Genomic DNA, 14,204 nt, shown 5'->3' with positions numbered 1-14,204 from the left:
TGTTATACTAATTCCATGAAAATGCTTACAACATTAATATTAGACATGGGGGTCGTCATTTATGGCAATACAGTCAATTACCGAATCAATCGAACTTTCAAACCTTTTAAAGAAGGACACTACACTACAACAACTTTCTAGAACTGAATTGTACAATCACATTCTAGAAGCAGGAGAAGGCGTATTAACAGAATCTGGCGCAATCAGAATGGAAACTGGTAAATACACAGGTCGCTCTCCTAAAGACAAATTTATCGTTAAAGAGGAAGATACTGAACAAGATATTGATTGGGGAACAATCAACCAACCTATCTCAGAAAGTAACTTTTTAAATTTATATGATCAAGTTATTGACTACTTAAACCAAAAATCACAACTTTATGTCTTTAATGGATATGCAGGTGCAGATGAATCATCACGTTTAGATTTACGTGTTATTAATGAGTTACCTTGGCACAACTTATTTGCACAGAATATGTTTATCCGCCCAGAAACTAAAGAAGAAGCACTTAATATCAGCCCTAATTTCACTGTTATTAGTGCACCAGGATTTAAAGCTGATCCAGAAAAAGACGGCACAAATTCTGAAACATTCATTATTACTTCGTTCAAACACCGTGTCATATTAATTGGTGGTACTGAATACGCTGGTGAAATGAAAAAAGGTATATTCTCAGTCATGAACTATTTATTACCTAAAAAAGGCATTATGAGTATGCACTGTTCAGCAAACGTAGGTTATAACAAAGATGTAGCTTTATTCTTTGGTCTATCTGGTACAGGTAAAACAACTTTATCTGCAGATCCTAATAGAAAATTAATCGGTGACGATGAACATGGTTGGAACGAAAATGGTGTCTTCAATATTGAAGGTGGTTGCTACGCTAAAACAGTAAGTCTTAGCCGTGAAAAAGAACCACAAATTTACGATGCTATCCGTTATGGAACAGTTTTAGAAAATGTTACCGTAAATCCTAATGGATCAGTTGATTATGACGACACTTCATTAACTGAAAATACAAGAGCTGCATACCCAATTGATTTTATCGATAATATTATTACACCATCAATAGCTGGTCACCCAAATACTATTATCTTCTTAACTGCAGATGCATTTGGCGTATTACCACCTATTTCTAAATTAGATAAATCACAAGCTATGTACCATTTCTTAAGTGGATTCACTTCTAAGTTAGCAGGTACAGAAAGAGGCGTAACAAGTCCTCAACCAGTATTCTCAACATGTTTCGGTTCACCTTTCTTACCATTACATGCAACTGAATACGCTGAATTACTTGGTAAACTAATCGATGAACACAATGTAGATGTTTATCTTGTAAACACTGGTTGGACTGGTGGCGAATACGGTGTAGGTTCAAGAATGGACTTGAAGCATACACGTTCAATGATTCGTCGTGCAATTAGTGGAGAAATTAAGAATTCAGAATTTGTTAAAGATGAAATCTTTGGTCTTAATATTCCGAAACATGTACCAGGTGTACCTTCAGAAATATTATATCCACGTAATACTTGGGTATCTTCTGACGCATATGACGAAAAAGCAAAATTACTTGCTATGAACTTTAAAGAAAACTTCAGTAAATTCGGTGAGTCTTCTGAGCATATTCAAGAAGAAGGCGGATTTACGTATAATCGCTTATAAAATATTAAAAGAGCTTGGGCCTTATTGGTCCAAGCTCTTTTCACATTTATACATCCATTCTTTAATTTGTAACAATGTTTGCTTTTCTATTTCTGGTCTTAAAACATGGCCTTCTCCACTTAAATAGATTGTTTGATGATCTACCGCTTCTTGCTTTAAATGTTCTTCTAGATGATATGCCATATTAATATTAACTTGCTTATCTTCATCACCATGAACGATTAATATAGGCGGACTATCTTTATGAATAGATTGCAATGCATTTCTACGTGCATATGCTTCAAATTGTTTTTTAGGATGTCCGACCATTCTTTTTAACATCCCTCTTAGATCAATTCGTTCTTCATACATCATCAATAAATCTGAAACGCCACCCCATATAATGTAACTCGTCGCTTTCACTTTTTGATACGTAAGTAAGCCTTGAATACCACCTCTAGAGAATCCAATCATATGAACAGGAACGTTTGGGTAATGTGACTTTAATATTTCGATACCTTTTATAACATCATGTAGGTCATCACCACAAAATTCATCTCTACCTTCACTACCGTTACTACCTCTGTAATAAGGTGCAAAGACAAGTGTATGCTTATCTTTAAATTGCGCCATACGACCTGGTCTCACTCTACCTACTTGTCCTTTTCCACCACGTAAATATACAACGATGCGATTAACACGTTCATTTGGTGTCATCAACATGCCTCTAACTTTCAATTCATCCACTTCATATATCACTTCTTCAGTTAGATGATGATTAAAGAAAACTGGCATTTTTTTCTTACTGTAGAAATCCAAGTTTATACACCCTTTCAACGCACTTTAATATTGCTGTATCTTTTAATAGAAAACTCTTCTCTTCTTCAGGTATATCATTGATTTCTTTAGCAATAACGGGTCCATAAGTTTCGAAATACGCTTTATTGCTATCCATTGACTCAACTTCAATAAAATAGACATCTTTATTAAATGGGATTGTATCATGTACAGTATACGAAGCAATAAACGTTATATTTTTAGCGACCGCACCCGTTTCTTCATATAATTCACGCTGAACAGCCTCTTTATTCGTTTCATTTGGTTCAACTTTCCCACCAGGAAATTCAATACCTCTTATCTTATGATGCGTTAACACATATTCATTATTAAAAATAGGAATACCTAGAACATGTTTCGCATTTTGTTGATCTGTTGGACATTTATAAGCTAAATCAACATCCAATCCATTTGGATCTTTGTAGCGCATGATACACGACCTCTTTCTTCAATTATGATAAACTGTATATACATATTATTAGGAAGGTAGAAGATATTGAAAAAGTTAACCTTAACGACCTTAGTATTAACAATTACTCTTATTCTAGCAAGTTGTAGTCCAGAAGGTCAAAATAAATTTGATGATAGTAGCGATGCTATCGAAGCTTTTCAAAAAAATATTAAAAAAGTAGATTCACATTCGATTAAATCTAGTAACGAAACAACAGTTGATTTTCAAGATAAAAAAACAACGCTTAAACAACTGTCACATGGCCGAACAAACCACCATGATAAACTTGCATTTAATGTCGAACAAGAAAGTAATACAAAACAATTTCCAGTGCATAATAAAAGTGTTTGGATTGATTCAAACGAAATCAAATCCTCACCTAAATCTAAGTATTTAAATTATCATGCAAAGAATGCCGAAATAGATTATTATCAAAAAATTGGACAAGATTGGTTCGATTTAACGACTTTTAATCAAAGTTTACTTAAACCTATTGAAGACGATGTCACTTTAGAAAACGATACCCTTTCATATGAAGGTACAGGTAAAGTTATGGAATATCTCTATCAACTAGGATTTAGCCAATCACCTCTGGCAGATCAAGCGTCATTAAGCAATATTAACAACTTAAAAATTAAAAGTGGTAAGTTTAAGCTTACATTCCAAAAAGACAAAACATTACCAAAAACGCTAACCTTTAACATTAAAGCAACTGGAAAAATTAAAAATGAAACGATTAACATTCATATGAAACAGACAACAGATTTCTATAAATTCAATTCTACTGATGTTAAACCATACCAGAACTTAACGAAAAACAATTATAAATAGGAGCATTGCTATGAAAAAAGTATTTATTAAATTAATACGCCTTTATCAACGATATATATCGCCACTGACACCACCAACATGCAGGTTCCAACCAACATGTTCTAACTATGCTGTTGAAGCTATTTCAGAGTATGGGGTTATAAAAGGGACTTGGTTAGGTACGAAACGCATCTTAAAATGCCACCCATTTCATCCAGGTGGCTACGATCCTGTTCCACCTAAAAAAGATTCATAACATTTATTTAAAGGCATATGCGCTAAAAATTTAGCACATATGCCTTTTATTTTGTTAATTTATCTTTATCAACTATTGGTCGTACATATTTAATTTGATGACCATTAGTCTTTGCGCTATCAACAACGAAATCTTCCGTGAAGTAATAATCACTTGGCGTCACATCACTCGGATATGAACTGTGCTGTGCCAAGTAAGCTGTAAAGTAACTACTAAGTCCAAATTCATACATTCCACCTATGACATATTTAAGTCGATGTTCGTGACAATATTCAATAATTTCAAGTGCTTTATCTATCCCTCCAACACGTGAAGTTTTAATCACAACACCATCGATAAGATGTTGCTGATTAAATTGAATAATTCCCTCTAAATTTAGAGCACTTTCATCAATAAATACTGGTAACTCGAGCGTATTAACATGCTCAATATAGTCCTCATATTTAGAAAATGGCTGCTCAATATATATAAATTGTTCATCTTTAAATGTATTTAATAAAGAAACATGTTCATGATTTAACACGCCATTTGCATCAATCGCTCTTTGTATTTGCGGATAATATTCTGTTAAAAATTCTATATCTTGATTAACTTCGTCATGCCATTTTAATTTAATTCTCGTTGGTAATTCACCTTTATATTGCTTGAAATATTGTTCAATATTTTGATTAATTGTTGCACCATATGCTACTTCAATCGGCTTTAACTCATGGAATTTCTGAAAGAATATCATAGACATAACGCTACGTGCATTCGGATATTCATTGAGTTCATCTATTAATTCACAACATAATGGATAGCTATTAAAATCAACAAATTCATGTTTTTCGAACCATTTTATTAAAGTTTCTTCAACTTTATTTATTGTCTCGAAATGATACCAGTCACTATTAAACGCATTGCATTCACCATAATATGTAGACCCATTCATGTCTTGCCATTCTACAATTAATGCTTCTCGTTCATTTAATTCTACTAAAGGTGTTCGTATTGGTACTCTGAAAGGTGCTTTGAATCTATAGTAATGCAAACTATTTTTTCTCATTCATGACCCACGCCTTTACTTTATATCTTGAAAGTTTACCTGTTGAAGTTCTTGGAATTTCATTTATTTTATAAAAGTATTTTGGGTGTTTATACTTTGCTAATTTAGTAGCGAGTATATTTTTAAATACATCATCTTGGATAGTCTGTTCCGCTTCATACACTAATGCTGGTACTTGCCCCCACTTTTCATCATCAACTGGTACAACAACACAATTTTGAACGTCAGGATGATTTAATATCACATGTTCAATTTCAAATGGATAAATATTTTCTCCACCACTAATGATTAAATCTTTTCTTCTATCATAAATATATACATAACCTGAATTATCTATTGATCCCACATCACCTGTTTTAAAATAACCATCTTCAAATGTATCTGAATTCTGACTACCTGTTAAATAACCATTCATCACATTTCCACCATATACAGCGACTTCCCCATGCCCTTCTTTATTTTGATTTAAAATTTTAAGTCGAACATTTGAAGGTACTTTCCCTACTGTACTTGGTTCTTCACGTAACATCTCTGGACTTGCTGTCACAAACTGCGAGCATGTTTCAGTCATTCCAAACGAATTATAAATCGGTAATTGATAGTCTAACGCTTTATTAATCATCGTTTCGGATAACTTTGCGCCGCCTAATAATATTTTTTCTAATTGATATGGTTGTGTTAACTCATCTTGCATCAACCATTGTAATGTTTGAGGCACTAATGAAAAATGTGTGATGTTATCATTTTTAATTAAATGCATTACGCGATTTACATCAAATTTCGGTTCTAAAATAAGTGTAAAACCTTCTATTAAACTACGTATTAACACACTTAAACCTGAAATATGGTAAATCGGCAAGACGGACAACCATCTCGTTGATTCATCATAGCCGAGACTTTCTTTGCAACCCATTGCACTAAAATAATGATTTGAAAAAGTTTGTGGTACAGCTTTTGCAGGACCAGTTGTACCAGAAGTAAACATAATCGTCGCAATATCATCCATATCAAACGTAAAATCATAATTCTCATGTTTACTGTCTTCCAAATAAATATCCTCAATATCAATACAATTTTGCTTGATATTTAAAGGTTTATACGTAAAGACCGTTTGAACGCCAATACTTTCTAATTGTTGTTCAATTTCAACTGGTGTTAACTTCGTATTAATCATAACCACTTCTACATTTGCTAACCAAGCTGCAATGATAAGTGATGCATGTTTAATATCATTCTTGATATATAATCCAACTCTTTTCAATTGAAGTTGTTTAATGTAATGTGCTTTATTTTTAGAATCGTTAAATAGTTGTTCATACGTTAATTCAACATCACCTTGTTGAATTGCAATTTTATGCGGTGCACGTAACACCTGTTGTTCAATCCAATGTTTCATCGTTTGGACCTCCTTATACCATTATTCATTATAACGATATTTTTGAATTTAAACATAAAAAATGCTTTATAATATCAAAAAACCTAGGCGATTAATTCACCTAGGTTTCCATCATATTAGATTGCTTCTTTTTCTCTTCTTTGCGTAACGAATCGTTCAAGTAATAAGAAGACAAGTCCTATAATTGTTAAGAATGGCGCGACTAACGCTAAATCCTTAACTTCTAATTGACTAACTACGATACCGCCGATGAACGCACCAAGCGCATTACCGATGTTAAATGCAGATTGGTTCATCGTACTAGCAAGCATTGGTGCATCTTGTGAAATGACCATACTTTTAAATTGTAATGATGGGCTCATACTAAAGCCAATCAAACCAAATACAAAAATACCGACAACCATTAGCAAGCTATAGTTTTGAATAAAGTACATCATAAAGATATATATTGGGAAGACGATAAATATCGTATTCAGTGCTTTATTTAAATTCCAGTCTGCTAATTTTCCACCAATAATATTACCAAATGTTACACCAACACCGAATATAATAAGGACAAATGAAATCCAGCGTTCTTCTATATGCGAAACATTGATTAATATTTGAGAAATATACGTGAAATAAGCAAATACACTACTGAATCCGAATAGTGTTACACCTAGTGTCAGCCAAAGTTTAACATCTTTTAATACACTCAATTCATTTTTAATTGAAATCGGCTGTGTATCTTTTTGGTTAGGTACAAATCGAATAATACCTATTAATGTTAATAGTCCTAGAACACTAATAATAATAAATGTCATTTTCCAGCCAAATATTTGCCCTACAAATGTTCCGAATGGTACACCAATGATGTTGCTCATTGTTAATCCCATAAACATTAACGCCATTGCACTTGCTCTTTTATGAGGCGGTACCATGCTTGCTGCTAGTATTGATCCAATACCAAAGAATGAACCGTGTGCTAAAGCGGCAATAATTCTACTTAACATAAGCGAACCATAATTAGGTGCAATACCACCTATCCCGTTACCTACTATAAAAATAGCCATTAATAAGACGAGTAAATTTTTTCGAGGTAATTTATAAGTCGCTAACACTATAATCGGTCCGCCAATTGCAACACTCAATGCATAACCTGTAATTAATTGACCCGCATCAGATACAGTTACATCAAGATCTCTTGCAATATTAGGTAACAAACCCATGATTACAAATTCAGTCATACCTATCGCAAAAGCACCAAGGCTTAGTATCCAAATCGCTAAAGGATATTTTTTCATGTCTCAACGCTCCTTTAATCTTATTATTTTAATCAGATTTAACCATATTAGTACTTTTGCTATGCAATTACAAGAGTTTTTTTGAATTTTGTATATAAAAAAACCTGAGAAATTAAATTCTCAGATTTTTAAACGTTTTCATTATTGAGTTTGTATCCAACCTATTCCAATTGTGCCATACCCCGTATGAACAGATGCTACTGGAACTAACGGTTCGACATATACATTAACATCTTTATTTAAAGTTAAAATGCGCTCTCTCCATACATGTGCTTCTTGCTCATTTCCTGCATGTAACACACCAATGTTTGTAACACCTTTATCAATAATTTCTTTAATATGTGTGATTAAATAAGCTTCTATTTTCTTATTGCCTCTAGACTTAAGTTCTAAGTCGATTGTACTATTCTCTAATTTCAATAGTAATTTAATATGAAGTAAGCTACTTAATAAATATTTGCTATTCGAAACCCTTCCACTATTCTTTAATTGTTGTAAGTTTCGTGGCAACAAATATAATTCACTTGTATGTTTAACTTCTTCTAACTTATTAACGATTTCCTCAAATGAATAGTCCTCGTCATAAAGTTTTCTACCATACTCGACTAATTCTTTTTGAGGAAAGCTTCCTGTTCCACTATCAATTACACGAATTTCCATAGGGAAAGATTGTGCAGTTGATAACGATGATGCATATGTTCCTGATAAACTACTAGAAGGATGAACCGCAATAACATGCGTATAACCTTCTTCTTGAATTTGCTCATACGTCTCAATAAAATCTTGAGGTGTAGGTTGAGCCGTTTTAGCACCATTACCATTTTCTTTTAACATATCAAAAAATAACTTTGAACTTTCAAATTCTGAATCTTTATAAGGTTTGTCATTAATAATTGTAGATAAAGAAACGACAAATAAATCTTTATCATCCATATTTTGATCAATATAAGTTGTTGTATCAATTAACCACGCTAATTTCATTACTTCCTCCATTGTATATACAATAAATGCATTCACTTTATAAATAAGTATTTTTAACCTAACTTAATTAATAACATATAATCACTATTGAAACAATTAAAAACAGAACTGATAAGTTAAAGCAATCATATAATAAATACCGCAAATATCATTCTAGTATAATAAATTGATAAATACATAGAAAACACAATACCTTTACACCAATGAATCAAATTTTAACGTTAGAATATTCCTATAAATTTATTATTAAAATATAGCATTTATAAGATTGTAACTTTATAAAAAATGACAATACGCTATACGCATTTAACCTACATATGCTATCATTTTAATATTGATAACGAGTTAGGAGTCATAACAATGTGCTTAGTAAAAACAGAACTACAAGAGAAAGATTATCCACTTGCATTAAAAATTTGGGAACGTTCCGTACTCGCAACACATCACTTTTTAAAAGAGGAAGACAGAATTGCATTAAAAAAAGAAATACCCACCTACTTAAAATATGTAGATGCAAACTTATGGCTATACGATGGAGCAGCTGTTGGTTTCTCAGGTATCAATAAAGGTAACTTAGAAATGTTATTTATAGATCCAGAACATTTCAGAAAAGGATTTGGAACTGAAATACTTCAACACTTGTTAACTGAAGATCATATCCAAAAAGTTGATGTAAACAAAGATAACGAGCAAGCCTTGAACTTTTATATTAAAAATGGATTTAAATCATATAAAGAATCTTCACATGATGAACAAGGCAGAGATTATCCAATCATACATCTAAAATTATAATTTAAATTGGGGTTTTGCTTATGAATAAACAGACTAATATGTTATTACTTATTTCAATTATTGCAATTTCACTAGCTGCCATATTAGTAAAGCTATCAAACGCCCCTTCTAGCGTAATAAGCATGAACAGAATGTTTATAGCAGTCATCTTGCTAGTACCCTTTGCATATCGATATAAAAAAGAAATCTTCAAATTAAACCTTAAAGATTTTCTATATCTTGTATTAGCTGGTCTATTTTTAGCTCTTCATTTCGGATTATGGTTTGGTTCATTAAAATTAACAACCGTTGCTAGTTCAACAGTCATATTATCTTTACAACCCATTATTGCGGTTTATGATACAAATAAATCTAATCCAGACAATTCATTAAATCATTATTATAAGCTAATTTATTTCTGTAATAGAGTTAGTGGAGAATTAACAACAAGTGTTGAAACCAGTTCAGTTAAATACTTTGGAATCAATAATTTACCTGAACTATCGACTAAAAGAAATACAACAAAACAAATTAAAGAATGCTTTGAAAATAGAACAAATCATACGATTATTGAATAATTAAGTAATAAAAAAGAGCAAGTGTCAAAAAGTAAGAGAAATTTTCTCTAGACACTTTTTTGACACTTGCTCAAACGGATCAACTTACCAAATGCAAGAAAATCCAGCAATATCAACGTCTTGGATTAGTTGATTATTAAGGTACAAACGGAGAGTGAGGGATTCGAACCCTCGAGACGCTTGTGGCGCCTACACACTTTCCAGGCGTGCTCCTTCGGCCAACTCGGACAACTCTCCACAAACAAAAAAATCAGAAGCGATATTTCACCTCTGATTATATGACCCCTACGGGATTCGAACCCGTGTTACCGCCGTGAAAGGGCGGTGTCTTAACCGCTTGACCAAGGGGCCTTATGGCTCCACAGGTAGGACTCGAACCTACGACCGATCGGTTAACAGCCGATAGCTCTACCACTGAGCTACTGTGGAATAATAATGGAGCGGGTGATCGGAATCGAACCGACAACATCAGCTTGGAAGGCTGAGGTTTTACCACTAAACTACACCCGCTTAAGTAAATAATATATATATGGGGCGACTGATGGGAATCGAACCCACGAATGTCGGAACCACAATCCGATGCGTTAACCACTTCGCCACAATCGCCATACTTGTATAAAAAAGTATGGCTCAGGACGGAATCGAACCGCCGACACAAGGATTTTCAGTCCTTTGCTCTACCGACTGAGCTACTGAGCCAAAATATAAATGGCGGTCCCGACGGGAATCGAACCCGCGATCTCCTGCGTGACAGGCAGGCATGTTAACCGCTACACCACGGGACCATCATTAAAAAGTATTGCGGGAGGCGGATTTGAACCACCGACCTTCGGGTTATGAGCCCGACGAGCTACCGAACTGCTCCATCCCGCGCTAATAATAAGTAATTTGGCTACCTTATTAATATAACACATTCATTAATATTATGTCAATAAAATTTTAATAAATTTTTATTAAAAATGGTGACCCCTACGGGATTCGAACCCGTGTTACCGCCGTGAAAGGGCGGTGTCTTAACCGCTTGACCAAGGGGCCTCTAATTGAGAACTACTTAAGTATATATAGAAATATAAAGAACGTCAATGCTATTTCTTTACTTTTCTTAATAAAAATTTGAACTTTTAACATCTATGTGACAATTGTCACTAAAGGGAGAAATAATCATTCAAAACACACTCTTTTTTATCTTCTAAAGTGTCATTTTTTCATGACTTTTACAGAAAAAAATGATCATAAAGTAGTTTTTTTGAAGTCATTGTGAAAAAGATGAATTAAAATTCCACATTTTTAATAAAGTATACATTAAGTTATATAGACATCTCTATGTTGCTTGTTTGGCCTGTCTTGCAACTTACAACGACTCTATGTTTCATGTTTGGCCTGTCTTGCAATTTACAGCTGCTCTATGTTGCTTGCCACCCTCCACTTGCACTATTCAACCTCTCAACATTGCTTGTCACGCCCCACTTGCAATATTCAACCTCTCAACATTGCTTGTCACGCTCCACTAGCAATATTCAGACTCCCAATATTGCTTGTCACCCTCCACTAGCAACATTCAGTCCTCCAACATTGCTTGTCACCCTCCACTAGCAATATTCAGTCCTCCAACATTGCTTGTCACCCTCCACTAGCAATATTCACCCTCCCCCTCCAACAAAAAAACAGAAATTCTAATATTAAATTAGAATTTCTGTTCCTTTTCCCTGCACTTCCATACGCTTTCTTCCACTTCCGCACACTATCTACTTACTACTTTCTACTATCTACTTCAAATACTCTATCATCTTGTCACTTGCGTTCTTAGCCATTTGTACACAGTCTGGTAATCCGACTGCATCAAATGAAGCGCCTGTTATGATAAGGTTATGATAATTCTGATCGATATGTTCTTGTATATCTCTAATACGATCAATATGACCGACTTCATATTGAGGCATGCTGTGTGGTAATTTCGTTACGATAAAGAATTCTGGTTCTCCTTTAATCGTCATGATTTTATTCAAATCATTTAGAGCGACTTGTTTCAATTGTTCTTCGTCTTTGTGATGAATAATATTTGAGCCTGGTTTACCTACATATGCTCTTAATAAGACTTTTCCTTCTGGTGTTGTATGTGGCCATTTTTTGTTTGTCCAAGTACATGCTGTTATGGCTGTATCACTTGTTCTTGCGATTACAAATCCAGTTCCATCTTTATCATTCACGACTTGGTCTTTATCAAATGCCATAACGACTGTTGCCACACTTGTTGAAGGCATATAGTTAAAGTAATCTAATTTAAGGTCATCTTCAAACCATTTAACGAAATGTTGGTGTGGTATTGTAACAATTACACCATCATATTCATGCTCTTCATTATTTATCGTCAAAATTGTTTTGTTATCTTTTTCTACTAAATTTTGAACTGGAGCGTTTAAATGTATTTGAACGCCTTTATCTTCAAGACTATCACGTAAAGTTTGAATGAATGATTCAAGGCCATGTCTAAATTGTTTAAATTGACCTTTTGGTTTAACTGTTACTTTTTTATCAGCATTATTTTTTGCTTTTTGAGCTATCATGCCTTTTATTAAGCCGCCCTCTTTTTCTTCTTGTTCTTTAAAATGAGGAAATGTTGTTTTTAAGCTTAATTTATCAATATTTGCACCATAAATACCTGCCATTAAAGGTTCGATTAAGTTTTCTAATACTTCATCACCTAATCTTTGTCTAAAGAAATGGCCGATTGATATATCTGTATGCATCGGTTTAACAGGTAAGAAATAATCTAATCCTGCTCTTAATTTAGCTGCTGGCGAAATCAATTGTGTCTTAAGAAATGGTTTGATTTCTGTAGGTATACCCATAATTGAACCGCCTGGTATTGGATATAACTTATTATGGCTGTAAATATATGATTGCCCTGTTTTATTTGTTACTAAATCATCAGCAATCCCAATTTCTTCAGCCAATTCTGTCATAATTGTCTTTCTACCTAAGTAAGATTCTGGCCCTAGTTCAATTGTATAACCATCTTTACGATACGTTTTGATTTTGCCGCCTACTCTGTCTGATTGTTCATATACATCAATTTCTGCATTTGGATAATCTCTTCTTAAATAATGGGCAGCAGATAACCCAGTTATCCCTGCCCCTATTATTGCAATTCGTTTTGACATTCTTAACACTTCTTTCTTAATCGAATATCGAATTAGAATTTTTTCTTAATTGCTGATACCATTGCTTCTATAAATATAGGATCAATATTTGGCATTGGTGGTCTGTGATATTTCACGCCTAATTCATCACAAACAACTTTACATTCATAGTCGTTATCATATAATACTTCTAAATGTTCACATACAAATCCTACTGGTGTATAAATAAAGTGTTTATAGCCATGTTCATTATATAAGTCTCTTGTTAAATCTTGAACATCTGGTCCTAACCAAGGTTCTCCAGTTTGACCTTCTGATTGCCAACCTACTGATACATGTTTAATGTTAGATTCTTCACTTAAAATTTTAGCAGTTTCTTCTAATTGATCAGGGTATGGATCATTTGCTTTTTTAATTTTTTCAGGCAAACTATGCGCAGAAACGATTAATACTGTTTCATCATGACTTTCTTCTGGAATCGTTTGTAATGTTTCATCAATCATGTTTGTCCAGTAAGAAATAAATGCTGGTTCATTGTAAAATTGCTCAACGTGATGCATTGAAATGCCGTATTTATCTGCTTCTTCTTGAGCACGTTTATTATAACTTCCAACTGAGAAATTAGAATAATGAGGTGCTAATACAATCGTAACCGCTTCTTCAATACCATCATTATGCATTTGTTCTACTGCATCTTCAATAAATGGATGAATATGTTTTAAACCAATGTACAATTTAAATTCAACATCTTCATATGCTTCATTTAAAGCGCCAAGTAAACTTTCTGCTTGTTTCTCTGTTGTACCTGCTAATGGTGAAATACCACCAATCGCTTTATAACGTCCTTTTAAGTCTTCAATTTGCTCATCAGATGGCTTACGACCATGTCTAATGTGTGTATAATAAGGTACAATGTCACTTTCTTTATAAGGTGTACCATATGCCATAACTAAAAGTCCCACTTTTTTATTCATCTTCTATACTCCCTTTAATAAAATTAAGCTGTTTAATAAC

Annotated in this window: 12 protein-coding genes, 9 tRNA genes and 1 pseudogene; 5 read left to right on the top strand and 17 right to left on the bottom strand. The window is 33.4% G+C overall.

All coding sequences use genetic code 11. The annotated features are described in order from the left end of the window. Nucleotides 1-61 precede the first annotated feature (61 nt). On the top strand, nucleotides 62-1,663 hold the full coding sequence (gene pckA / locus LQ693_RS08435) for a phosphoenolpyruvate carboxykinase (ATP) (RefSeq protein ID WP_107565783.1): 1,602 nt from the start codon (nucleotides 62-64) through the stop codon (nucleotides 1,661-1,663). A 21-nt stretch (nucleotides 1,664-1,684) separates the two neighbouring features. Here the strand turns inward: pckA and LQ693_RS08430 are convergent, their stop codons facing one another. Together LQ693_RS08430 and ytkD are read right to left on the bottom strand one after the other, a co-directional pair. Beyond that, on the bottom strand, nucleotides 1,685-2,461 hold the full coding sequence (locus LQ693_RS08430; RefSeq protein ID WP_025905543.1) for an alpha/beta hydrolase family protein: 777 nt from the start codon (nucleotides 2,459-2,461) through the stop codon (nucleotides 1,685-1,687). After that, nucleotides 2,445-2,909: an RNA deprotection pyrophosphohydrolase gene (ytkD, locus tag LQ693_RS08425; RefSeq protein ID WP_037560128.1), complete on the bottom strand. Its 465-nt coding sequence runs from the start codon at nucleotides 2,907-2,909 to the stop codon at nucleotides 2,445-2,447. Before ytkD ends, LQ693_RS08430 begins: the two co-directional genes overlap by 17 nt. A gap of 66 nt (nucleotides 2,910-2,975) precedes the next feature. On the opposite strand from ytkD, the gene LQ693_RS08420 reads away from it, so the two are divergent. Both LQ693_RS08420 and yidD read left to right on the top strand, forming a co-directional pair. Beyond that, complete coding sequence (locus tag LQ693_RS08420; RefSeq protein WP_239703162.1) at nucleotides 2,976-3,761, top strand: hypothetical protein; 786 nt, start codon at nucleotides 2,976-2,978, stop codon at nucleotides 3,759-3,761. Nucleotides 3,762-3,771: 10 nt separating this feature from the next. After that, entirely contained in the window at nucleotides 3,772-3,996 is a 225-nt protein-coding gene (yidD, locus tag LQ693_RS08415) for a membrane protein insertion efficiency factor YidD (RefSeq protein ID WP_025905546.1), read from the top strand. Between the two features lie 46 nt (nucleotides 3,997-4,042). On the opposite strand, the gene menC is transcribed toward yidD, so the two are convergent. The 4 genes from menC to LQ693_RS08395 form a co-directional block, all read right to left on the bottom strand. Further along, the gene (gene menC, locus LQ693_RS08410; RefSeq protein ID WP_025905547.1) at nucleotides 4,043-5,041 is read right to left on the bottom strand and encodes an o-succinylbenzoate synthase; all 999 of its coding nucleotides are present in this window, start codon (nucleotides 5,039-5,041) and stop codon (nucleotides 4,043-4,045) included. Continuing rightward, nucleotides 5,028-6,437: an o-succinylbenzoate--CoA ligase gene (menE, locus tag LQ693_RS08405; protein ID WP_239703161.1), complete on the bottom strand. Its 1,410-nt coding sequence runs from the start codon at nucleotides 6,435-6,437 to the stop codon at nucleotides 5,028-5,030. The genes menC and menE overlap by 14 nt, the downstream gene beginning before the upstream one ends. A 116-nt stretch (nucleotides 6,438-6,553) precedes the next feature. Further along, nucleotides 6,554-7,720 (bottom strand): MFS transporter, encoded by a 1,167-nt coding sequence (locus tag LQ693_RS08400; protein ID WP_025905549.1) that lies wholly within the window; start codon nucleotides 7,718-7,720, stop codon nucleotides 6,554-6,556. A gap of 141 nt (nucleotides 7,721-7,861) precedes the next feature. Beyond that, entirely contained in the window at nucleotides 7,862-8,701 is an 840-nt protein-coding gene (locus tag LQ693_RS08395; RefSeq protein WP_103361856.1) for a DegV family protein, read from the bottom strand. 360 nt (nucleotides 8,702-9,061) lie between these two features. Here LQ693_RS08395 and LQ693_RS08390 point away from each other — a divergent pair, with 360 nt between their 5' ends. Beyond that, nucleotides 9,062-9,493, top strand: coding sequence for a GNAT family N-acetyltransferase (locus tag LQ693_RS08390; protein WP_107591086.1), 432 nt, complete (start codon nucleotides 9,062-9,064; stop codon nucleotides 9,491-9,493). Between the two features lie 20 nt (nucleotides 9,494-9,513). Beyond that, a pseudogene (locus tag LQ693_RS13840) lies at nucleotides 9,514-9,828 on the top strand (EamA family transporter); the annotation flags it as partial. Between the two features lie 370 nt (nucleotides 9,829-10,198). On the opposite strand, the gene LQ693_RS08380 reads toward LQ693_RS13840, so the two are convergent. From LQ693_RS08380 to hemH, 11 genes are all read right to left on the bottom strand, one after another. Next, nucleotides 10,199-10,287, bottom strand: a tRNA-Ser gene (locus tag LQ693_RS08380). A 42-nt stretch (nucleotides 10,288-10,329) separates the two neighbouring features. Further along, nucleotides 10,330-10,401, bottom strand: a tRNA-Glu gene (locus tag LQ693_RS08375). 3 nt (nucleotides 10,402-10,404) lie between these two features. Then, a tRNA-Asn gene (locus LQ693_RS08370) sits at nucleotides 10,405-10,479 on the bottom strand. A 7-nt stretch (nucleotides 10,480-10,486) separates the two neighbouring features. Continuing rightward, nucleotides 10,487-10,560, bottom strand: a tRNA-Gly gene (locus LQ693_RS08365). A gap of 20 nt (nucleotides 10,561-10,580) precedes the next feature. After that, nucleotides 10,581-10,656, bottom strand: a tRNA-His gene (locus LQ693_RS08360). 20 nt (nucleotides 10,657-10,676) lie between these two features. After that, nucleotides 10,677-10,749, bottom strand: a tRNA-Phe gene (locus tag LQ693_RS08355). 10 nt (nucleotides 10,750-10,759) lie between these two features. Further along, nucleotides 10,760-10,835: transfer RNA gene (locus LQ693_RS08350), tRNA-Asp, on the bottom strand. Nucleotides 10,836-10,849: 14 nt separating this feature from the next. Continuing rightward, nucleotides 10,850-10,923, bottom strand: a tRNA-Met gene (locus tag LQ693_RS08345). Nucleotides 10,924-11,010: 87 nt separating this feature from the next. Next, nucleotides 11,011-11,085, bottom strand: a tRNA-Glu gene (locus LQ693_RS08340). Nucleotides 11,086-11,816: 731 nt separating this feature from the next. After that, a complete protein-coding gene (gene hemY, locus LQ693_RS08335) occupies nucleotides 11,817-13,211 on the bottom strand; it encodes a protoporphyrinogen oxidase (protein WP_107565464.1) in 1,395 nt (464 codons plus the stop codon). Nucleotides 13,212-13,243: 32 nt separating this feature from the next. After that, on the bottom strand, nucleotides 13,244-14,164 hold the full coding sequence (gene hemH, locus LQ693_RS08330; RefSeq protein ID WP_239743658.1) for a ferrochelatase: 921 nt from the start codon (nucleotides 14,162-14,164) through the stop codon (nucleotides 13,244-13,246). Between the last annotated feature and the right edge of the window lie 40 nt (nucleotides 14,165-14,204).

Origin of the sequence: Mammaliicoccus sp. B-M6 (assembly GCF_022386965.1) — a bacterium.
Lineage (GTDB): Bacteria > Bacillota > Bacilli > Staphylococcales > Staphylococcaceae > Mammaliicoccus > Mammaliicoccus sciuri_A.
This window is presented reverse-complemented; position numbering and strand designations above follow the sequence as displayed.

Excerpts from the sequence above, each read along its gene's own strand:
- pckA (WP_107565783.1), top strand. The coding sequence starts at position 62 with ATGGCAATACAGTCAATTACCGAATCAATCGAACTTTCAAACCTTTTA.
- ytkD (WP_037560128.1), bottom strand. The coding sequence starts at position 2,909 with ATGCGCTACAAAGATCCAAATGGATTGGATGTTGATTTAGCTTATAAA.
- yidD (WP_025905546.1), top strand. The coding sequence starts at position 3,772 with ATGAAAAAAGTATTTATTAAATTAATACGCCTTTATCAACGATATATA.
- menC (WP_025905547.1), bottom strand. The coding sequence starts at position 5,041 with ATGAGAAAAAATAGTTTGCATTACTATAGATTCAAAGCACCTTTCAGA.
- menE (WP_239703161.1), bottom strand. The coding sequence starts at position 6,437 with ATGAAACATTGGATTGAACAACAGGTGTTACGTGCACCGCATAAAATT.
- LQ693_RS08400 (WP_025905549.1), bottom strand. The coding sequence starts at position 7,720 with ATGAAAAAATATCCTTTAGCGATTTGGATACTAAGCCTTGGTGCTTTT.
- LQ693_RS08395 (WP_103361856.1), bottom strand. The coding sequence starts at position 8,701 with ATGAAATTAGCGTGGTTAATTGATACAACAACTTATATTGATCAAAAT.
- LQ693_RS08390 (WP_107591086.1), top strand. The coding sequence starts at position 9,062 with ATGTGCTTAGTAAAAACAGAACTACAAGAGAAAGATTATCCACTTGCA.
- hemY (WP_107565464.1), bottom strand. The coding sequence starts at position 13,211 with ATGTCAAAACGAATTGCAATAATAGGGGCAGGGATAACTGGGTTATCT.
- hemH (WP_239743658.1), bottom strand. The coding sequence starts at position 14,164 with ATGAATAAAAAAGTGGGACTTTTAGTTATGGCATATGGTACACCTTAT.